The organism is Spirosoma daeguense (assembly GCF_054776875.1).
Genome location: NZ_BAAHBF010000004.1, coordinates 250,218 through 273,041, shown reverse-complemented (window position 1 = coordinate 273,041; position 22,824 = coordinate 250,218). Strand labels below are relative to the sequence as shown.

The 22,824-nt window shown below is 37.6% G+C and carries 19 protein-coding genes; all 19 read right to left on the bottom strand.

All coding sequences use genetic code 11. The features are described 5' to 3' along the window. Window positions 1-9: 9 nt before the first annotated feature. The 19 genes from ACYVD4_RS14050 to ACYVD4_RS13960 all read right to left on the bottom strand — a co-directional run bounded on the left by ACYVD4_RS14050 (window position 10) and on the right by ACYVD4_RS13960 (window position 22,623). Entirely contained in the window at window positions 10-735 is a 726-nt protein-coding gene (locus ACYVD4_RS14050; RefSeq protein ID WP_460946635.1) for an FkbM family methyltransferase, read from the bottom strand. Between the two features lie 2 nt (window positions 736-737). After that, window positions 738-1,601 carry a glycosyltransferase family 2 protein gene (locus tag ACYVD4_RS14045; RefSeq protein WP_460946633.1) on the bottom strand — a complete coding sequence of 288 codons (864 nt, stop codon included), beginning with the start codon at window positions 1,599-1,601 and terminating at the stop codon, window positions 738-740. After that, entirely contained in the window at window positions 1,585-2,754 is a 1,170-nt protein-coding gene (locus tag ACYVD4_RS14040) for an acyltransferase family protein (RefSeq protein ID WP_460946631.1), read from the bottom strand. The genes ACYVD4_RS14045 and ACYVD4_RS14040 overlap by 17 nt, the downstream gene beginning before the upstream one ends. A gap of 1 nt (window position 2,755) precedes the next feature. Beyond that, window positions 2,756-3,493 (bottom strand): FkbM family methyltransferase, encoded by a 738-nt coding sequence (locus ACYVD4_RS14035; RefSeq protein ID WP_460946629.1) that lies wholly within the window; start codon window positions 3,491-3,493, stop codon window positions 2,756-2,758. 51 nt (window positions 3,494-3,544) lie between these two features. Further along, window positions 3,545-4,492, bottom strand: coding sequence for a nucleotide-diphospho-sugar transferase (locus tag ACYVD4_RS14030; protein ID WP_460946627.1), 948 nt, complete (start codon window positions 4,490-4,492; stop codon window positions 3,545-3,547). Beyond that, window positions 4,473-5,375 (bottom strand): glycosyltransferase, encoded by a 903-nt coding sequence (locus ACYVD4_RS14025; RefSeq protein WP_460946625.1) that lies wholly within the window; start codon window positions 5,373-5,375, stop codon window positions 4,473-4,475. Before ACYVD4_RS14025 ends, ACYVD4_RS14030 begins: the two co-directional genes overlap by 20 nt. A 15-nt stretch (window positions 5,376-5,390) precedes the next feature. Continuing rightward, window positions 5,391-6,272, bottom strand: coding sequence for a glycosyltransferase (locus tag ACYVD4_RS14020; protein WP_460946623.1), 882 nt, complete (start codon window positions 6,270-6,272; stop codon window positions 5,391-5,393). A 41-nt stretch (window positions 6,273-6,313) separates the two neighbouring features. Continuing rightward, the gene (locus ACYVD4_RS14015) at window positions 6,314-7,171 is read right to left on the bottom strand and encodes a class I SAM-dependent methyltransferase (protein ID WP_460946621.1); all 858 of its coding nucleotides are present in this window, start codon (window positions 7,169-7,171) and stop codon (window positions 6,314-6,316) included. A 29-nt stretch (window positions 7,172-7,200) separates the two neighbouring features. Then, window positions 7,201-8,496: an ABC transporter ATP-binding protein gene (locus ACYVD4_RS14010; RefSeq protein WP_460946619.1), complete on the bottom strand. Its 1,296-nt coding sequence runs from the start codon at window positions 8,494-8,496 to the stop codon at window positions 7,201-7,203. Between the two features lie 9 nt (window positions 8,497-8,505). Further along, on the bottom strand, window positions 8,506-10,164 hold the full coding sequence (locus ACYVD4_RS14005; RefSeq protein ID WP_460946617.1) for an LIC_10190 family membrane protein: 1,659 nt from the start codon (window positions 10,162-10,164) through the stop codon (window positions 8,506-8,508). Window positions 10,165-10,238: 74 nt separating this feature from the next. Continuing rightward, entirely contained in the window at window positions 10,239-11,090 is an 852-nt protein-coding gene (locus tag ACYVD4_RS14000) for an ABC transporter permease (RefSeq protein ID WP_460946615.1), read from the bottom strand. Window positions 11,091-11,140: 50 nt separating this feature from the next. After that, window positions 11,141-12,100: a Gfo/Idh/MocA family oxidoreductase gene (locus ACYVD4_RS13995; protein WP_460946613.1), complete on the bottom strand. Its 960-nt coding sequence runs from the start codon at window positions 12,098-12,100 to the stop codon at window positions 11,141-11,143. Window positions 12,101-12,112: 12 nt separating this feature from the next. Next, window positions 12,113-12,691, bottom strand: coding sequence for an acyltransferase (locus ACYVD4_RS13990; RefSeq protein WP_460946611.1), 579 nt, complete (start codon window positions 12,689-12,691; stop codon window positions 12,113-12,115). Between the two features lie 4 nt (window positions 12,692-12,695). Next, complete coding sequence (locus tag ACYVD4_RS13985; RefSeq protein ID WP_460946609.1) at window positions 12,696-13,808, bottom strand: DegT/DnrJ/EryC1/StrS family aminotransferase; 1,113 nt, start codon at window positions 13,806-13,808, stop codon at window positions 12,696-12,698. Between the two features lie 41 nt (window positions 13,809-13,849). Next, on the bottom strand, window positions 13,850-14,947 hold the full coding sequence (locus tag ACYVD4_RS13980) for a sugar transferase (protein WP_460946607.1): 1,098 nt from the start codon (window positions 14,945-14,947) through the stop codon (window positions 13,850-13,852). Window positions 14,948-14,991: 44 nt separating this feature from the next. Continuing rightward, complete coding sequence (locus tag ACYVD4_RS13975; RefSeq protein ID WP_460947545.1) at window positions 14,992-16,290, bottom strand: nucleotide sugar dehydrogenase; 1,299 nt, start codon at window positions 16,288-16,290, stop codon at window positions 14,992-14,994. Window positions 16,291-16,392: 102 nt separating this feature from the next. Beyond that, window positions 16,393-18,747 (bottom strand): GumC family protein, encoded by a 2,355-nt coding sequence (locus tag ACYVD4_RS13970; RefSeq protein ID WP_460946605.1) that lies wholly within the window; start codon window positions 18,745-18,747, stop codon window positions 16,393-16,395. Between the two features lie 143 nt (window positions 18,748-18,890). Beyond that, window positions 18,891-19,724: a polysaccharide biosynthesis/export family protein gene (locus ACYVD4_RS13965; protein ID WP_460946603.1), complete on the bottom strand. Its 834-nt coding sequence runs from the start codon at window positions 19,722-19,724 to the stop codon at window positions 18,891-18,893. 730 nt (window positions 19,725-20,454) lie between these two features. Next, complete coding sequence (locus ACYVD4_RS13960; protein ID WP_460946601.1) at window positions 20,455-22,623, bottom strand: DEAD/DEAH box helicase; 2,169 nt, start codon at window positions 22,621-22,623, stop codon at window positions 20,455-20,457. Window positions 22,624-22,824 lie beyond the last annotated feature (201 nt).

Here is a 22,824-nt window from a genome sequence, read left to right as displayed (position 1 = left end):
AAGATTCGTTTATGCGTAGTGGAATTGATCCCGGAAGAAATATCCTTCGGCTTGCAGAATTTCGCCCGTATCATAGTTTCGATGGCCACCTTCCAGAAGCATGAGTTTAAACCCATGATCGCGAAGCAGATTCACCATGTCGAACATGAGTGTTTCTCCTTCGTAGAGTGGTAATAGCGACAATTCCATTTGAAATCCGCTAATCTTATCGAGCGATTGAAGGCAGCCGTCAAAAACCTGTTTCTCATAACCTTGCGTATCTATTTTGACGTACAGGCGGGAGTTTTCGCCGTAGTAATGATCAATTAGCGAATCAACAGTCTGAATTGGTACGTTGATTTTGTACATCGAAATCGACTCCGGAGCACTTGCTACGTGTATTGGCAGTACGTCGAGTATTGAGCTGCTATATGAATTTTGGGCAACGTTTATGGCTATTTCACCGAAAACATCGCCGATGGCGGTATGAACAACAGTCCAGTCGCCATCCTGTTGCGCATTTTTCTTTATTTTCTGAAACGCATCGGGAAGCGGCTCAAACGAAACAATGCGCCCCGTATAGCCCATTTTTCGGAGTCGTTTGCCATACTGGCCTGTGTTGGCACCTACATCGAAAACCAGATTGACACCATATTTCTGAAACAGGTCGATCTGTTGACGTAGTACAGGATCGGTCGGTAGATGCAGAATATCGTACCCAAACTGCTGCGCTATATTTTTTAGGATTTTTCTCATTTTTAGAATAGCCGCAAAACAGTACGTTGTAGGCTACGTTTTACACGTCGGCAAAAAACACCCGCGCGAATCACACCAGTACGTTCCAGAAATTTATACACTTTATATTCCCGACTTTCGCGCCATTGATAAGTTTGTTTCTCCAGCGTGTCGAGCTGTTCATAATCTGCCAGAAACAAGGGGTATTTCTGCTGAAGTATGCTTAGCTGTTCGCGACGTGGTAATGAATTGTTTACTGGATTACAGCTAATTCCATCCATGTTAAAGTACGAAACAACGCCTTTATGGTGTTGATACGTAGCACTATTGATCAATAGCGCTTCCAGAAAAAAAAGCCAGTCGGAAGCAATTTTTAGCTGTTCATTGTATAATCCAATACGATTAAATAACGACCTTTTGATGAACGTAGCCTGATGAGGAAGCGTACCGAGAAACAATGCTTTTGCTGTTAAATGTTCTGGCGAAGTAACAAGCCACTTGATTGTATTTAATTGGGTGTCGAAGTAATAAACATCGCCAGAAATTATATCTGTAATAGGGTTTCCTGAAAATATCTTGCTCACTACGTCGGTATCGACAAGCCAGTCGCCAGAGTTAAGAAACAGGCAGTAATCACCTTTGGCGAGCCTGATTCCTTTATTCATGGCATTATAGATACCAGTATCTTTCTCGGAAAGCCAATACGTAATTTTATTACTATATTTTTCTAGTACGTCAAGGCTACCATCAGTAGAGCCGCCATCGATAACTAGATATTCAATTGATTGATACGTCTGGCTTAGTACACTATTGATCGTCTTTTCTAAACCTGACGCATTATTAAGGTTTATAGTGATAACCGACAAACGCTTACTCAACACTGACATTATTGCTAATGGTTGTATGTGATGAAGGGCGTTTTTTTTGGCTTTTTCTGCTCCTGATTCGTTTTCCCAATTCAATTGAAGGCAATTCTACAAACCAATATAAAACTTGAGCAATTATATAAATAACCAAAAATACAGGTAAAATACTTACTATTTTTAGGTAAGGATTTATGTGTGATAAGTCGAAGATACCGAGTAACTTACCTAGAAATGGTTGATGGAATAAGTAAATACTATAACTGCATAAACCAACACTAATTATACTTTTTATAATGGAAGAATTAATGTTGACTTTTTCGCTGTAAAGAATCCATTCAAAGACACTTAACCAAAATATAGTAGCGATGTAAATAGAAAATTTAGCTGTATAAATATTAACCTTACAAAAAGTAAAACAGATAAATAAGAATATAACGAATCTAAAAGCGTGGTTTCCAAAAATACGCTGCTTTTTGTGGTAGACTTCAGCGAGATAAGCCCCTAAAGCCCAGACAAACCAGTAAAATAAAACAGATTGATGAACAAATAAACGAACAATAGGCAGTGTTTTAGTATTTTCTGTAACGAATGTATTTTGTAGTATTAGAAATAAGAGCGATAAGAAAATAAAAAATAGCGTTACATTCTTGATGCCTATTTTGTTACGTAAAATTAATAATATTGGATATAAAAGATAAAGTTGGGCTTCTAGTGCTAAACTCCAAAAAGATGGATTTATGCTAGCAAATGTGCGGTGAGTTAAATTATGGGTCAGCAAGGCGTGCAGACAAAAGTCGATGAGCCCAAAACCAGACCGCAAATAAGATATAGCATCTGGAGTTGAGATACTAAAAAAGAGTAAAGCCAGCAAATAAGGCGGATAAATTCTCCAGAAACGCTTACTGTAGAACGTAGTGATATTAAATGATTTATCTGATTGTAAAAAATTGAGATGAATAAGAAACCCACTTATAATAAAAAATAACTCAACTCCCGACCATCCCAGACTAATTGGTGAAAAACTGACAAAAAGATAAGATAAACTGTCAATAACAATAAATCCATCTTCAAATTTAGGTATAACATAACTAGTGAAAAGCTCCAAATAGCAATGGAAGAAGAATACAGTTATAATTGCAACTCCTCTTAATAAATCTACTTTAGCTATATGCATTTTATGAAAAGAATAATTTATAGAGAGATGTATTTGGCGTGCGAGCAACTAGCTTATAACCTAAATCGGATAAATACTTATGTATATTGGTATGATATATTTCTTCAATTAACGTAGCATACATTTCTAATAATAAATATTGAGGCTTGTATTTGCGCCAATTATTTGACTCCAGAACTTGTAATTCGTGTCCTTCTACATCAATTGAAATAAAATCAATCTCGTTACCTTCTTCGATATAGGTATCCAGAATTTTTGCTAATGGTAAGCAAATAATCTCTTCTTCCGCAACCAGCGTAGAATCGCCTTTTTGAATATGTTGCTGTGCAATGTTTTCTGAAATTGTATTATAGGCTTCTTCTGAAAAGATGTAATACTTTATTTTTTCTTCTTTATTACTAATGGCTACTTCTAAATTCCTATCTCTTTGCCTGATTGTATTGAAAATATTTTTACTGCCAGACATTGGATCGATGTTTATACCGCGCCAACCTTTAAGATAAAATAAATGAGTATTTGAAAAACGTAAAGGATGGTGCGCTCCAATATCTATGTAAAAACCGCGCTCTTTGTGCGATAATAATCGATTAAGAATCAGGTCTTCACCTTCCTGTGAATAAGATAAATTTCTGTATAAAAAATCTTCTTTATTTTTATATTCTTCTTCTATAAAGTAGATTAGTGATTTCGGCAATATGTCCACTATGAATTTCTTTAATTTTTCCTGTAAAGTCGCCATATTGAAAAATAACCTAACTAAATATGTTTGTCTTTGTCTGGTTAAAAATTGCTAAGCGAAGAATTGAATAGCTTTTTTTATAGCTCTTTTTACTCTCTTGACATTACTAACTATTTCAACCTGCCCGAACAATAGATCTTGTATATAAACATCGGCTTCATAATTTCTTAGAACTTCATTTGGGTGACGTAACTGAGGTTCTATATTGTAAGTAGGTAATTTGGAAATCAGGCTGTTAGGGTCTTGGAAATGAGTGCCATTGCTATTATGCCCGATATTAGAGACTAGATTAGCCTTTGGAATTATAGCTAACTGTTTTTTTTGTATTGAATGATAATGGAACTGAAAATCCCACATATCCTGCGGTTGATTTTTATACATCCAGTCAAATTGACGCTTCCACCACAATGCATATTTTTTATCTACAAAAAGATTTACCAATACATCTTTTTTATTTATAGTTGGCCAGCTACTAATGGTAAAGTCAAACCCTTTCCAAGCTCTTCGCCAGGTTGCCCATCCCCAACTTGACGGAAAAATTGAAAAATAATAATCATAGCTAAGATGCATCGGCTGTACAGGCTGAAAGTTATTCCCAGAAATAGCCGAAATTCGTTCATCGTTACGATACTTAGTCAGAAGCTCTTCGCAGAATGCAAAGAAAGAAGAATTAGGCAGGCAATCATCTTCCAGAATAATACCTTCTTCTACATGCTCGAAAAACCAGCTTATAGCTTCTGACGGGCCTTTGCCACAGCCAATGTTCTGATCCCTAAATAAGGTATGGATCGAACAAGGCCAATCTACATTATCAACAACCCATTCTCGAACAATAGTACACTTTACTTGCTCACCAACAATATGATAGCGTGGGCCGTCGGCAGCTATAAATAAATGTTCAGGCTGGAGTAAGCGTATTGCGTTAAAAACCGCTTGAGTTTCTTTTAGTCTATTAAATATAATAAATAAAATAGGTACACTAAAACGGCCTTTTTTCATTTTTTAATTTTGACGATACTATAAAATAAAAAGGACGTATACTGTAGGATAGGGAGGCTAATGAATAAATAACGAAGGACAGTGATTTCTGTTTAAACCTATGCCTAGCCTGCTTGAAATACTCAATTGCAACCAATTCTTTGATTAATTTATCATACCGTTTCTGAAACTCCATATTAATAAATAATAAATGATTTATATAAGATTTATAACTTAAATTACTATTTGTTATGCTTTTAGAATGGCGACGATAAACACACATAACCTCATTTAGACAGTATAATTTACCATATTCACATAATCTCAAGAATAAAACAATATCATAAAAAAGAAATTTGTCTAAAAAAGAAAAATTTGTCGATACATCTTTTCTAAACACAACTGAAGCTGTTGGAATTAACCATTTAGAGAGAATTTCCTGTCCTGAATAGGTTCTGTCTTGTAAATTACTGAAAATATTAGACCTTGATTCTTCACCATCGTACTGATGCAATTCCAATGCACTATGGAAACACATACTATAGTCGGGGTTCTTCTCTAGAATATCAATTTGTTTTTGAAGTTTATTTTCACTGGTCCAATAGTCATCTCCTTCGCATATTGCTACGTATTTGCCTGTACATGCTTGAATATTATCGAAATAATTATACTTTAATCCTAGATTTTTATTTCGAAACCTTAGTTTAATTATTTCTGGAAACTTGTCTTTATAATCTTCTAATATATTTCTTGTATCATCATTGCTAAAATCGTCACATATTACTATTTCGTATAAGAAATCCGTCTTTTGAGATAATATACTTTCTAGACATTCCCGGATAAACCTTCCGTGATTGAAAGTTATTACATTAACACTTACTAAATAGTTTAATTTATTAATCATTTGACATTCTGATAATTATATGTAATTTTTTATGACTCTATAAGATGTTACTACTATTTGAGGAATCCGTTTTATGCCAACTAATTTTATGTATTTAAAAGATATACACTCCTTTAAAAAATTAATAAACAATTTCTTGTTAATTCTAAATACAGCACTAAGTATACCGTAAAAGGCAGCTTCTTCTTCAGATGCTATTTCTGATTTTGTAACTTCTCCAATTTTATATGGGAGTTTGTTCTTCCATTTTTTGTGAAGTTTTATCGTTTCAGTAAACCATTTTTCGTCATAGCTCCCCCCTGAAAAATGTGATAATAAGATGTTGAAATCGACAACCACTTTGAAATGCTGATTCACCTGTAATGAATAATCAATATCGTAGCAGTGATAACTGGTAAACAGTGTTTGGTCAAAGTGTATTTGTTGTGCTACGTTTCTGCTTGTGAACATGAAACAGCCATCGATCGATGCTACAGGTACTAAAAAGTCATTGCTTTCATTTATATTATGTCTGGTCGACTGTTCTGGGCTAACGTGTACTACATTGACTGCCAGAAATCTGTTAGGTGACTTTTGAGATGTGTGCCAGCCCGATAATGTCCAGGATTTGTATCCAGAACCTGCTATTCCTATTAAACCAATAGCCGGATCACTCTCGAAATCATTGATTAATATTTTACCCCAATTATCGGTATGAAAAATAATGTCCTCGTGAGAGAAACATATATAAGGAAATTGGGCTTGCTGAGCGCCCTGATTATAGGCTTCACAAATGCCCATTAGGCCTGGATTTTTTACTTGTATGATTTCATAGTCAACACCTATTGTTTGTTGAACAGATTGTATAAATTTTCTGAAGTAGGACTTATTATGAGAAGATACGACGATTGAAATCATATAATTGGATGTATTTTTTGAGCACATCCATTATGTAAATACTACTTTTTTAGAAAGCGGCTTATACTTCTAAGTGGCTTTACAAATATAGAGCCTATGCGATATGATAAGGACTTGGTAATGTGCAACTGACCTTCATAATGGGCATGGGCAAGCTCGGCTGGAATAATGATCCTTTCTATATCTGTATAATTTACCATCGTATAATTAAAAGATAGATTTTCACCATTTGTGCCGATTGCTATATTATACTTTGGTTCAAACGATGTTTTAGTCCCCGTTCTATCAATTATTAATGGTTTTTGGTATTGATTATGTTCTTCGTCTAAAGCAATTACGGACCCCGCAAATATTTTTTGACTAAAAAAAAGTGATTTTTTGAAATTGTTATTCATTAAAGATTTGAACTCCTCGTAGTATAATTCTTTGACATGAAAGTGATTTACGGAATCATTTAAATCTGTATAATGAAGTTTGTCGGGCGAAGAAATAATTAGTACACCATCTTTTTTTAATACTCTTTTTATTTCATCGATCATCGATTGATGTTTATCTATATGTTCTATGGTTTCAAAACTTACAACAACATCAATAGAATTACTTTGTATAGGAATAGATATAGCGTCTCCTACTAAAAAAGTTAAATTATTTTTCTTGTATTTGACCTTGGCGTGACTAACCGCGTCGTCGCTGATATCAACTCCGTAAACATGTTCAGCGTGATCTGATAATAATCTTGTGCCGTAACCTTCGCCAGAAGCAATGTCAAGAACAACTTTATTTGTAATATCTAATTGGTTAATTACAAAATAATACCTATTCATGTGCTCATAGGCAATTTCTCCTGACATTTCAGGAATATATCGTTCTCCCGTGAATTCCATTTGATTTACTGTCATCTTGATAAGGTGGTTTATTAATCGCGGATTCAGGCCAATAATCTCCTCTCATCCCATTTTAAAAGAGGCCTAACTAAACCCGGTAACTTGCCATTGTAGCTTTCTGGACGGGTCAATGCAATAGCTGGCTCTAATACGTTAAATCTCAGTACGTTTGCTTCATGGAATAGGAGCTCAAATGGATTGTAACGCATACAGGCGAAACTGAACTCTATCAAATCATTCTGGAGCAAGTTTGCTGGCACCCACGCAGTTGTTTTGTATAATCCTTTATTTAATTTCTTTTTACGGTCAAATTTTAAACTATCATGAGAAGAGAATAAATGCATTTCCATGCTATTAAAAACATTTATTCCATGTGTGAAAAAATCAATATCCTCTAACAACTCATATTCTACACAAAAACCGATAGATTCATTTATATATGCATGACTAATTATCGTATTATTTGTATCTACTACGTATGCTTTTCTTAGTTTTATTGTATTGTTACCTGGCGCATTTAAATCTGACCATTCTTTTTCTGTTTTTGAATTGTCACTGGCTAAATAGTTAAGTAATACATTATTAATTTGATCGTGCATTTTTATTTTTCCTTGCTCCATCAACAAGCCTTTCGTGCACATATCACTAATAACTGACATGTTGTGGCTCACAAATAAAACAGTACGTCCGTCGTTTCGATTGACATCCTGCATTTTTCCGACGGCTTTCTTCTGGAATTCGGCATCACCAACGGCTAATACTTCATCGACAATTAAAATTTCTGGATTGAGATGGGCAGCAACAGCAAAACCTAAACGTACAATCATGCCGCTCGAATAGCGCTTTACTGGCGTATCTATGTAGCGCTCGCAGCCTGAAAAATCGATTATCTCGTCGAGTTTACTACGTATTTCCCGTTTGCTCATTCCTAAAATAGCTCCATTCAGGAAGATATTTTCCCGTCCGGTCAGATCGGGATGAAAACCTGTACCTACTTCCAGTAAACTGCTTATTCGGCCATTAAAATCAATACGTCCCGTGGTTGGCCCTGTTACTTTAGAGAGAATTTTCAGTAATGTTGACTTGCCGGCGCCATTCTCGCCAATTATCCCCAAAATATCGCCCTGCATTACTTCGAAGCTAATATCTTTCAGTGCCCATACATATTCGCTTTCGCCTTTTGTAGCTCGATTATTTACATCGCCGATTTTTAAAAAAGGATCTTCTTTACCACGTAGCTGATGCCACCATCGCTGAAAATCGTCGCGGATCGTGCGAGTACCAACTGTTCCTAACCGATACTGCTTGGAAATATTTTCGACTTTAATAATGGGTTTCATCTATGCAGATTACTTAAGGTCGCTTACGAGGCTTTTATAAAATCCTTGCTGAATTGTTTTACCTCTTAGATGTAGTCCCTCTAATTTTATAGAAGCACAAGGTAGATTTTGATCATAGCATTGGTCAGAACCAATTGGGTAGTAACACTTTACCTTATTGTCGATCAGGAAATATGCAAACTCTTTGCTATCTAAGTTTACATGTGAATAAGGGACAACTGCCCTGTTGCTAATATTCTTGAAAAAATGTAATGGATGGAACCAATTATCTTTTAGGAAAAAAATAACTAATAATGAGCTTAAGCTATAGAATAAATATTTACTGACGCTAGATTTATTGTTGATAACTCTTATTGAAAATATAATAGCTATCAGAAAGAAAGCAACGCAATAGCGAAGGCTAGGCGAATTCAGAAACATATAAATTATACCAACTATAGATATGAAAATTGCCACGTTGTCATACAAAAATATATTCTTTTTATTTCTTATTGCCTTCAAAATCACAATAAAAATCACTGTTGCTGTGAAACTTATTGTGAAAAGATCTATTTTATCTTGACTAAATAACCAAGTATGTAGCCAATTACCTTCTATGTTTCCACGATTAGGCATGTAAAATCCTTTTATCAGTTCTTTGCGTGTAATAACATCTGTAATAGGTACTTTCCAGTCTACAGAAAATAAGTCCATATTTGGAAAAGGAAATAGTAACCAGCCAGAAATAATCGCATTCTTAAAAAGCCAAGGTGTTAACGTAAAACTACTTAAAATTAGAGTTGTGGCTAATCTTAAGCCAGATGACCAAAAGTATCTTAGAAATGCTACGTAACACGCTAATAATAGTATTGGCCCTGCTGAGAGTTTAACAGTAATGCTATAGAATGAAAGAATAAAAATCGGGAAAATAGCATCTTTATTAACATTTATGTCGGCGATAGAGTGCAGTAAGATTATAACTAATATGAAAACAACAATATCGTTAGAAGGTGTTGATACGTGAATCCAATAATTTACTATCAAGTAATAAAGGACTAATAAATAGCTTATGCCTAACAGGTGATTTGTATTTACAATTGCTTTTTTGATATTCGAAAATATCCACACTAAGAATACGCAAGTAATTATCAAATTAATAGAATAAATATTTTGCCCGAATAGATTACGAAACGAAAATGCAGCATATAATGGGAATATATTGAAATTGTATCCGAATACAATGTTTAAATTGGCTAATCCACGTATCGTTGCATATTCTGATATCCATTTTATGTTTGGAATATGATATAAAGCAGCGTCATAATGTAAAGTGGGAGGATACAATGATTGAAAATACGTGATACCAATAAATAATAATGTAATGCCGGATATAATTGGTTGATCTACTAGTTCGATTGCTAGTTTTTTGTAAATAGCTTTTCCGTAACTGATTAGCCAATTTTTATTTAATATGCTAAGGAGAGTTAATACAACTAAATACGTGCTGGTTACTAAGTTATTTATTGGGTAGAAGATAGATATAAATGTGAAAATACTGTTTGAAATGCAAAAGCCAAGTAAGAAATCATAATAGTACGAGATTGACCAATTTGTCAACTTTTTGGTTAGCGCCCCGAGGAGAAGAAAGCAGGAGCTACAGAGTAAAAAAGAGAACAGTTGGGCAAGCATTACTACGTATTGAGCTAATTTTTAGTTTGATTTATAATAGATACGTTGCGTTTTATGATCTGAATAGATTGCTGCTAAACAGTATCCATAAAGTTTTTTTCAGTCCTATTGAATATTATCAAGCCTATTAACAATACTACTATTGTAAAGCTCGCTGAATACAGAAGTAGCGACCACGAGAAGGTGCCAACCCCAAAAAAACCGTATTTAAATAATTCGATAACGCCCGTCATTGGGTTTGCCAGCATGATGGGTTTGTATGCTACAGGAACTGCCGACAACGGAATAATAATTGGCGTTGCATACATCAATAGCTGTGTGCCAAATTCAACCAGATACTGTAAATCGCGATAGCGAGTTGTTAGTGCCGAAATCAACATCCCTAAACCTAGGCCCATCAGCCCCATTATAAGTACTAAAAGTGGCAGTAAAAGCAGTACACTATTAGGGCATAAATCGCTGTTGGTCAGGCTATAAAATGTGAAAATGGTTAGGAAAAGTAGTAAGCCAATTCCGAATTGAATCAGGTTACTAATCACAACCGATAACGGAGCTACGGCCCTTGGGAAATAAACCTTGCCAAATAAAGACGCGTTGGTCGTAAAAGTATTTGAGGTTGAGCGAAGGCAACTCGAAAAGTAATTCCAGGCTGTGATTCCAGCCAAATAGAACAGAATAGGAGGTACTCCGTCGGTTGAAAGGCCAGCCATTCGCCCAAAAACAATGGCTAATACGATTGTTTGGAAGATGGGTTGGATAAAAAACCAGATCGGTCCCAGAATCGTCTGTTTGTACTTTGCAACCAAATCGCGCCGAACAAATAGCATTAGCAAATCGCGGTATTGCCAGATTTCGGCTAGGCGTAAATCGAGCAGGCTATTTTCGTGCGTAATCGAATTTGAATAGCGCTTTTCTTCGGCAATCACGTCAGAATATATTGAAAATGGAACGTAGCATAAATGAACCAGAAGGTTATTTAAGCAGCAATTCGATAGCGTAAATGTTGAACCAATGGATGATAATCGCTACTTAACTGTGTCAAATTTGCATTTCTGATGTCGTGAACAATCTCAATCGACGGATAGGCTTCCTGCAATCCAAAGCCGTTACCAGCCAGAATCGCTTCGTAACTTTTTGTATGTAAGTCGGTGAAGCCGTCGCTAAATTCAATCTCTTCGCCTTCAATCTGAAGCGAACGATACGTCTGTTTATTCTTTTGCTTGACGGCTGTTGGTAGCGATTCGGGATCAGTGCTTAAAAACCAGCGAACCCGCGCTTTGCTCAATTCCAGATAACCAGATGCCGTATTGTGCTCCCGGATATGTACTACGTTCTTTTGCACTTTTCCGAAAATCCAGGCCAGCATATCAAAAAAATGAACCCCAATATTGGTCGCAATACCGCCCGATTTCGCTACGTCGCCCTTCCAGCTAATATTATACCATTTGCCGCGTGATGTGATATAGGCCAGATCCAGATCATAAATTTTATCTGCCGGACCATTTTCAATTCGGTTCTTTAACGCAATGATACTTGGATGTAAGCGGAGCTGAAGAATGTTGTAAACATGCTTTCCCGTTTCATTTTCCATCTCAGCGAGGGCGTCGATATTCCATGGATTTAGCACGAGCGGTTTTTCGCAAATAACATCCGTATCGCTACGCAAGCCGAAACGGATATGCGCATCGTGTAAATAATTGGGGCTACAAATTGTGATGTAGTCGATTGGGTTGGCCTGACGCCGAAGCTTGTCGATATGGCGGTCGAAGCGCTCAAATTCTGTGAAGAAATTAGCGTTTGGGAAATAACTGTCCAGAACGCCAACCGAATCGAATTTATCGAAAGCCGTTACCAGTACGTTACCCGTCTCGTTTATAGCTTTCATATGCCGGGGGGCAACGAAACCTGCCGCACCAATCAGGGCGAATTTTTTCATAGAGGAAGCTGATTAAGAAGCGACGAGAGAAATCTCACCGTTTTTTAGTTCATAAATAGCCCTGCTCTCAGGGCAGGTGGCCTTACCTGTTTCATCGAAAGACAAACGGTGACCGTATTCGCTGATCCAACCTATCTGTTTGGCCGGATTGCCGACCACCAGCGCATAGGGAGGAACATTTTTAGTTACTACTGCACCCGCACCGATGAAAGCGTATTGGCCAATATCATTTCCGCAAACAATAGTGGCGTTGGCTCCAATGCTGGCACCTTTGCCCACGTACGTTTTTTCGTACTGATTACGCCGGTTTATGGCACTACGTGGATTTGTTACGTTCGTAAAAACCATTGAAGGGCCTAGAAATACGTCGTCTGCACAGGTCACACCCGTATAAATCGATACGTTGTTCTGGACTTTAACATTATTGCCCAGTACGACCTGGGGCGAAATCACTACGTTCTGCCCGATGTTACATTGTTTCCCAATTGTACTATCGGGCATTATATGGCAGAAGTGCCATACTTTGGTGCCTTCGCCAATTGTACAACCTTCATCGACAACCGCAGTCGGATGAATAAAAATGGCTTCCATAGACTCAGGAGAAGTAGTCAATAACAGTATCGCTTATATAGTCTATCTCTGAAATGGATAGTTCAGTATGCATTGGTAGTGATAAAACCCGCTTGCACAAATCCTGAGTAATTGCCAGATCGCCCACTACGCGCCCAAGATGCTGGTAAGCCTTTTGATGGTTTAGCGGAATAGGATAATAGACCATACTGGGAATACCTTTTTGTGCCAGATAGTTTTTTAAGCCATCGCGGGCAGTGGCTGGAACTTTCAAAGTATACTGATGAAAAACGTGCGTAGAGCTTTGCCGACGGTGAGGAATTTCGATCGCTGGAATATGTCGAAAAGCTTCATCGTAGTGGTCTGCAACCTGCCGACGTGACTGCGTATAGCGATCCAGGTATTTCAACTTTTCAATCAGAACAGCCGCCTGAATCGTATCGAGCCGGGAGTTGATGCCGATAAGCTCATGCTGGTATTTCCGAACCTGACCATGATTACCAATCATCTGAACTCGATGGGCAAGCTCGTCATTATTGGTATATACGGCTCCACCATCGCCAAAGCAGCCTAAATTTTTCGAAGGAAAAAACGAGGTAGTGCCCAGATCGCCGATGGCACCAGCCGCAGCAGATGTACCATTACTGAACCTGTACGTAGCACCGATTGCCTGTGCGTTATCCTCAATAATCGCAATGTTGTTTTTTGCACAAACCTGCCGAATTCCTTCCATATCAGCGCATTGCCCAAACAAATGAACAGGAACCACCAGTTTTGTTTTATATGTAAGGGCGGCTTCTACTAAGTCCTGATTAATCGTGAAGGTGCGGGGATCGACATCGATGATAATGGGCTTAAGCCCCAAAAGGGCAATAACTTCGGCGGTTGCTACGTAGGTAAATGCTGGAACAATCACCTCATCGCCGGGTTGCAGGCTCAATGCCATCATGGCTAGTTGCAGCGCATCTGTCCCGTTGCCGCAACTTATTACGTGTTTGACGTTCAGATATTGACCTAGCTGCTGTTCAAATTGGCCAACTTGTGGCCCTTTAATAAAGGCAGTTGTATCAATACATTCCTGAATAGCTGCGTCGATGGTCGATTTAATAGTCAGGTATTGATTTTTTAAATCAACCATCTGTATTTGTTTATGATTACTCTGGACCACTTTCGATATAGCTATTTACTACGTGCTTTCTTTATAAGAATATTCTTTGCGATTTTTATTAGATAAGTAACGTCTGTTTTAAAAGGCGCTTTTTCGTATTGGTTTAAATAATTTATCTCTGACTGAACAATTTCGTTGAATGTATTAGGCATGTCGGCATAAAAAGGCGGTAACAAACCCGGTTTATGCTTACTTCTAATTTCTTGAGCTTCTGGTGGATATAAGCTAAAATAATACGAACTTATTGGTCTTACTCCTACTAATTTTATATCCCCTTTTAAGAGATTGATAAACATAGGAAATTCGTCGATCCAGTATTTACGTAGCACGCGCCCGGTGGTGCTAACTCTGAAATCATTTTTGAATTTTCCACCTGTGTCTAAACCATATGTTTTGTGTAAGTAATCTGATATATATTCTGCATAAGGATGCATTGTACGTATTTTATAGACAATAATATTTTCTTTCTCCTTGCCCAGCCTGTCCATTTTAAATATGAATCCCTCACATACAAAATCTTTTGTCATGCTTGGGTTCTTGGTAAGATTAACTTTAGTAATTAGGACAGTTTCATAGCCTGTGTCGATAAAATCAACAATATCAAATCCTTTATAAATCAACCGCCCAATAACCTCAGCTCTCGGCATATCTGCATACATGTGGAGAAATCTAGCTATTTCTTTAATTCCCTTAACTCGGGGAATCACTCTACGTATTAAAAAATAGAAGGGATAATAGAAATAAAATAGTAATGTTGGGAATTTATGCTGAAGCTTTGTTTTTATGTTTTCAGACGTAGTGGTTCTAAAAGCAAAATATTTGTCAGATTCTATTATTTGTCGTATAGTGTTAAATACTAAGTTAGGGTCATGCTTTTTTAGTAAAATATCCCCTATAAATATATTGTTAACACGTTTATTTGAACTGTCGGAATTAAGATCTTTCAGGTAAGTTAAATCCCATGATTCTATACCACTAAACTTTGATAAAAAATCATGTAGCTTATTTGAAATAGCGTTTTCACTGGATTCTAGTAAGTTCGAATCTCGATCTGAAAACGTAGAGTTAAATGTATTATCTCCAGATATATTATACTGATTATAAGACATTTTGCGGAATGTTATAGGTTGATATAGTTATAATCAGTAGTACGTTATAAACGTATATCAACTAGGCTTCTATCAAAAATTGACTTTACATCGAATACTATAGAATTACTCCCTTTTTTTAGTGCATTTATATTTAAGCTGAAAAATTGTTTATGAGCTACCGCTAGTATAATGCCGTCATATTGTTTATGGCTAAGTTCTTCAAGTAATTTAATGCTATACTCTTCATAAACATCTTTGGTTGAAGCCCAAGGATCATAAACATCGACATCGATACCAAAATCGTTAAGTTCGTGATAAATATCTATAACCTTTGTATTACGAGTATCGGGGCAATTTTCTTTAAATGTAAAGCCTAACAAAAGCACATTGCTTTGTTGGATTTGTACGCCGTTGGCAATTAATTGTTTGAGGATTTTTTTTGCTATAAATACGCCCATTCTATCATTTACCAGACGGCCTGATGATATTACCTGTGGATAATATCCTAAACTTTGTGCCTTATGAACCAGATAATATGGATCAACACCAATGCAGTGGCCGCCAACCAGACCGGGCTTAAAGTTTAAAAAATTCCATTTTGTACTGGCAGCCTCAAGAACATCGTTTGTATCGATTCCCATCCGATCAAAGATTAACGCCAGTTCGTTGATAAAGGAAATATTAATGTCTCGCTGCGCATTTTCGATAGCTTTGGCTGCCTCTGCTACACGAATAGAGGGGGCTTTATGTGTTCCGGCTTCAATGATTGAACCATAGAGCTTATCAATGAATGTAGCAATTTCGGGGGTAGAACCAGACGTAATTTTTAGAATTTTTGCCAGTGTTCGTTCTTTATCTCCCGGATTAATACGTTCGGGGGAGTAGCCGCAAAAAAAATCTTTGTTATAAACTAGTTTACTACTCTTTTCTAAAACAGGCACACAATCTTCTTCCGTACAGCCAGGATACACAGTTGATTCATAAATAACAATGTCTCCTTTCTTTAAAAGCCTACCGACTGTTGTTGATGCTTTTATTAAAAAACTTAAATCTGGTTTTTTGAAATTATCAATGGGCGTTGGCACCGTAATGATATACACATTACATTCCTTGAGCTGCTCAGTTTCGTGCGTAAACGTCAGGTTACAGGAGCAAGCTATTTGCTCATCACTTATTTCAAGCGTTGAGTCATATCCTTCCGATAATTGTTTTACCCGACTCTTGTTGATGTCGAACCCTACCACTGCATATTTTTTTCCAAACTCAACGGCTAATGGTAGCCCAACATAACCGAGACCTATTATACCTATTGCAACTTTATCTGGTGGCAAAGGTATTAAGTCTGCTATTGGGAAATCCATCGGAGTAATAAGCTCCGATAACTCAGATTGAATGGCTATTGTCACTTGAGTAGATGTGTTTCAGCTTTTACAGAAATTAAATCCTGAATTTGCCCTTACGTATTATTCTTTAGTGACTAACGTTTTAATCCAGCTCCTTTTTTCTTCTTCAGCGTAATATTCGTTTTTCGTATAGCCATAACCATATCCATACGATGATGAATTTTTATAGTTTACAGCATTGAAAATTATATTTATCGACTTAAATACTTTTTTGTCACTCAATTCTTTAATAGTCGATAAATTCAATTTGGGCGTTTTTTCATGGCGTACCAGATAAAAACAAACGTCCGTGCATGATTCTAAAAGAAGCGCATCCGTAACTAGCCCTACAGGAGGAGTATCAATAAGAATATAATCGAAAGGTTGACGTAGCGTTGTAATAAGTTCTTTGATACGTCCTTTGCTAATTAATTCTGATGGATTAGGAGGAACTGGCCCACTTGGAATAATATAAAGATTGTCTATATAAGTCGACATGATAATATCAGCTAACCCTAATTGCCCAATCAAGTAGTTAGACATGCCTACCTTATTACTTACTTGCAAATGTTCATGGATTTTAGGCTTTCTTAAATCCATACCAATAATCACTACTTTTTTTCCCAATAAGGCTAGAGAAGCAGCGATATTTAATGTCATAAAGCTTTTACCTTCTCCACTAATCGAAGAAGTAATCAGAATAGATTTGCCAATACTATCATGCGTATCAAGAAATAAATAACGCATATTTGAACGTAGCATTCGTATTTGCTCACTTACAAAATTTCGACTCTTAATATCAATTATTTCGCCCTTATCAACCTTAGTTTGCAAGCCTACTTCTCCGAAAACTTTTAGCCCGGTTTTCTTTTCAATTTCTTTTTTCGATTGAACAGTATTAGTTAGTGCTTCTTTAGTTGCTATTAATGCAATTGGAATGACCAATCCCAATAAAAGAGCCATTAAATAAATATTGTTCTTGTCCGGTCTAATAGGTCCTTCTGATGAATAAGGAGCATCCACAATTCGGCTATCTGTAACCGTTGAGGCATAGGATAACGACGTTTGTTCCCGTGTTTTTAGCAGCAAAAGATACAAATCCTCTTTAATATTTGCCTGCCGCTTGATACCCACAAATTCACGCTCTTTTCTAGGAATTTTCTGCATGGCGCTCTCAAGGCCTTTATTGACGCCAGCTATTCCTAATCTATTGGCTGATAAGCTAGTCCGTTGTTTGCTTATACTTTCTCGGATCGATTGCTTAACAGTACGTATCTGGGTATTTAATGCTTCCAGTGATGGGTTTCCTGGTTGGACGGCTTGGGATAATTTGCTCCGCTCTGTTTCTAACTGCGACAACTGATTAATATACGAACTTAAAATATGGTCGCTAAAACCCATCATGGTGGCGGGGGCAATTACACCAGCCTGCGAGCTGCTCAAATACTCTTCGACTCTATCCAGAAGTTGTAACTGAACATCGAGTTCATTGAGTTTTGAGTCATTCTCTTCAACTTTTTTTAAGAACGTAGCGGCTTCTGCGCTTAAATCATTGACTCCCTGTGCTTTGCGATATTGTTCTATATTCTGCTCAACACCGCCTAATTCGGTCGTAATGAGTTTTAGACGTTCTTCAATGAAACGTAGCGTGTTTGCTGCTTCTTTGTTTTTATCTTCTAAGGAAGCTAACGAATATTCGTTAAGAAGCTGGTTAAGAATGTCTTTTCCTTTCTTTGGAATTGCGCTTTCGAGACTTAATGAAATAAGTGTACTTTGAGGGTTAAGTAAAGCAATCTGAAGTTCAGTAATTAAACTATTAACCAGCCCATCGCGACTACGAAAAAGAACCTTAATTTCGGAAGCGGGCTGATCGTATATACTATCTCGATCGAAAACCGTAAATTCTCCATATTTATTGGTTATTGCTTTTCCATATTCAAACGTTCCTAAAACATTTCTGCCTTCGTCGAGTAACTGATAACTTTTGTTTGGCCCTATTTGTACATACATAGGGTTTTTATGAGAGAAAATAGTTAGCTCTTTAGCCTTAATATCAATAGGGCTTTCTTTGTGTAGTTCTGTACTACGAAATTTTCCTTCTTTCCAGTAAGTAACTACCAGATTTAATTTATCTACTACTCTGCCAATTAATGCTCTGGATTTTAGTACCTCAATTTCATTTTCAACGAGTTTACTTTTGATATTCATATCTAATTTTTCAATTACATCTGAATTCATTTTTTTTTCGTCTTTGATCAAAAGCGTAGCATTGATTTGATAGATTGGCGTATATTTTTTTAGATAAAAATACGCAAACGAAATACTAACGATTAATGATATTATAATCCAATACCAATATCTAAGGAATTTGTATAGATAATCGAGGATAGCTGTGTTGCTTTCTTCGTCCTCAATAGTCAGATTCTCGTTATTCATTGTCATAATGGCATTAATATTAGCACAGCAATCAGCCTGAGATCAGCTCATTACGCTGGAAGCATCCGTAACAATCGTTTTTTTATTCGCCAGATTATCTATTAATCCAGATTTATATATTACTACCGAATTCAGATTCAAGACTAAAATCTTGAAATCAAGGTTCCTAATGAAATAAGTGTACTTAAGAGACCCATGTAAAGAACAGCACGTTGAAGGAATATTCCATTTGTAGTTGGCGGTGCTGGTACTGCTTTATCTTTTGTTGGTTCTACATAAATTATATCGTCATGATGAACGTAGTAATAGGGCGATAAAAACACATCTGTACCTTTTAAACTTACGATACCAATTTCTTTTCTATTATTTACTGTTCTGATGATTTTTATACTGTCGCGTTTGGCATGTACTGATAAATCTCCAGCCGCTGCAATTGCGTCAATAAGCGTAGTTTGATCATTCAATAAACTGAACGTTCCAACGTGCCCGACTTCTCCTAATACAGTAAATTTATGATTGACAAATCGTATAATTACCGAGGGAAACTTAAGCGTTTTTTCGAGCTCAACACGTAGTTTTTCTTCCGCTTGCTGTAAGGTTAATCCGGCCAGTTTCTGCTTACCAATCAGGGGTAATGTTATATAGCCCAATGAATCGACTGGGAAGCCTATCGTTTGATTACCCGCTCCGTTTTCTCCGGGCGAAAATGTAGCTTGTGGTAAGGATGTTCCGTTATTAAAGTTTAGTATGTCATTATATTCTTTGCTCGAACTACTGACCATTATTCCTAGAATATCTCTCTTCTCAATTCTGGATACTAGCGGGGCAATTGTTTTTATCTGTGCTGGATATAATGAATCGCTAGTTTGAAAATACTCTAGCTCTGGGGGTAAAGGTTTCACGACCGCGCACGAACCCAACAATACTACTACTAAGAATTTGATAGCAAGGAATCCTGCTAGTTTTCTGAGAGTCATATAGTTAAATGTATAGAATGTATTAAATTGTTTAGAGTAGACTAAAAGACATATTTTACAGCTTCGCCCGTTCAGTCCCATATTCTGGATGGACTTACCGAAAAAATAGCTCTGATTTAGAGCTTCTTATTAAACTGTATTGATAAAGTTGAGACTAGTTTCTTATATGAACTATGGCACACAATAACCACCCGTTCTGCTAGATTATCCGACGATGGTAATAGTTAATAACCAATCTTCTTTAATAGCCACGAGCCTCTCCGCTAACTTGTAATGTTACCAATTATGGCAAATTTTATACTTAACTAAGGGAGTTGTATCTGCTATTTGTCTCGTTTAATAGGTATGCAATAAGTGCACCAGAAAATAGAACTAGAGAAAGAATAGCTTAAAAAAACTTCTTATTAGTAATTTTATTGTCTTTTTTGGTTGTATAATAGTAATATATTGCTTATTTGTAGTAAATTTGTAGAAAAAAGTAAATACATACTTAAGGTGTTTTATTGCGATTTTCAGTGAAGATATACTTCTTTGAACTAGATATAGAAAATTAGTTGAGTCAATCCGGTCTGATTGTGTAATGTACCTTATTGGAATATAGTATTTTAGATATTATATGATTAACCGAATGCCGTTTAATCAATGATTTGTTTTCGTATTGTCTATTAAATCAACAAAAAAGCCGAAATGTGAGTCCATTTCGGCTTTTTTGTTGATTTAATGTTAGCAATTAGCGTGCCATTTCAATATTCACTCGGCGACCTTTAATTGTGTTACCTTCCATAGCATCAATCACTCGGTTTGCTACGTCTTTTGGTACGTCGACATAGGTGAATTTGTCGAATATATCGATGCTGCCGATACTATTGCCTGGGATATTGGCTTCGCCCGCAATGGCCCCTACAATATCGCCGGGTCTTACATAATCCCGACGACCAATGCTCACCATTAATCGAGCCATATTGGCCTCTCGTTCGCGAGGAACACGTTTATCGTCGCGTTCGAAGTAACCGTTACGGCCCGGTCCTCCTTCGCGTGGTCCTGAATTACGGTCACGATCCGATCCAAAGCGGCTTCCACGGTCGTTGCGATCTCGGTCGCCAAAACGACTACCACCAGCACTACCACGATCATCGCGTTCGAAACGACCACCACCTCGGCGATCCTCAAAACGGCCTCCCCGATCATCGCGACCGCCACGGCGATCCTCAAAACGACCACCCCGGTCATCGCGACCACCCCGACGATCTTCACGACGACGGTCATCTTCCAGACCAAGGTTTTGATCAGCAAATTCGTTTTTCTCGATGCCCATGCTACGTTTCACCAGAGCCGATACGATTTGCTCAGTCGAAAAACCAGCGTGTTGCAATTGGGTGAGCAGGTCATCGTATAAATTCAAGTCACGGCTTTCGGCAATTGTCTGTTGCAACTGCTCAATGAACCGAGCTTTACGGATGCCAACAATATCTTCGAACGATGGGATAACACCTTTTTCGACCCGAACTTTTGTATAATTCTGAATTTCGCGGAAACGAAATTTTTCATCGCGACCAACCATAGAGAACGCACGACCCGATTTGCCAGCACGTCCTGTGCGGCCAATACGGTGAACGTAGTACTCTTCATCGAGCGGAATGTCGAAATTGATAACAGCGTCCACGTCATCTACGTCGATACCACGGGCTGCTACGTCGGTAGCAACCAGAATATTGGTTGTACCTGAGCGGAATTTGCTCATTACGTTGTTCCGTTGAGCTTGCCGTAAATCGCCGTGTAAGCCTTCTGCCTGATAACCACGAATCTGAAGATCTTCAACAATCTCATCGACTTTCCGCTTCGTGTTACAGAATACCAGCATCAGTTTCAGGTCATAGGTGTCAATAAGACGACACATCACTTCTACTTTTGCTTTCGGTTTTACCTCGAAATAAACCTGTTCGATGTTGGTGTTTGTCAATTCTTTTTTGACAACCTTCACCAGTACAGGATCTTGCTGGAATTTCTGGGTAATCTGCATAATCGGCTTCGACATGGTTGCCGAGAACAGAATCGTCTGCCGATCTTCGGGCATATCGTCGAGAATGCTTTCAATATCTTCGCGGAAGCCCATGTCTAGCATTTCATCGGCTTCGTCGAGAATCATCATTTTCACATTGTCGAGCTTAAGCGTATTCCGCTCCATGTGATCCATTACCCGGCCCGGCGTACCAATCACAATATGAACGCCCGACTTGAGCGACCGAATCTGACGCTCAATCGAATCGCCACCATAAATCGCTTCGACTTTAACACCTCGCTTATATTTCGCTAGTTTCCGAATTTCGTCGGCTACCTGCAAGGCTAATTCACGGGTGGGGCAGAGGATAAGCGTTTGCACCGAACGACTCTGAACATCAACAAGTTCGAGGGCTGGAATACCAAACGCTGCTGTTTTTCCTGTACCTGTCTGTGCCTGACCAATTACGTCACGACCATCCAGAATGGGAGGAATAGCTTCGGCCTGAATAGGGGATGGGCTAACAAAGCCCATATCTGTAACCGCTTGAAGAACTTCGTCTGAAATATTCAGGTCCGAAAATAGAAGCTGATTAGGCGTGGCTGGTTTAACTGGTTCTGCGTCGGTTGCGGTTGCTTCACCCGCAGGTATATGCGGTTCATCGGCAACAATCACGACCTTATCAGCAATGCCTTCCACTACAGTCTCAGTAGCAACATCAAACGGTGTAGTATCGACTGATTCAGCAGTAGCTTTTTCAGTTTTTTTACGGGAAGTTTTTGGTTTTGGTTCAGTTGTGGTTTCCTTCGAGGAGACAGCACTATTAGCCATGTCCTGAGCCACTTTTTCAATATCCAGAAGATCGTTTTGATCAACGGATTTAGTTGTTTTCGTTTTCATGTAACTTGGAAATAAATGTTATTAACTCTCCAAGCGAAGACGAGTATTGGCCAGTGAACGGCGCGATATTGCTAAAATTGCCCAACGAACGATGCTACCCAACAAGGCCCTAGTTATATGCATCGATGGCCCAGCCAACTATTTCAAGGATAAAAGACAACGTATCAACGTCGACCCACGACGTTCTGATTACGACCGATT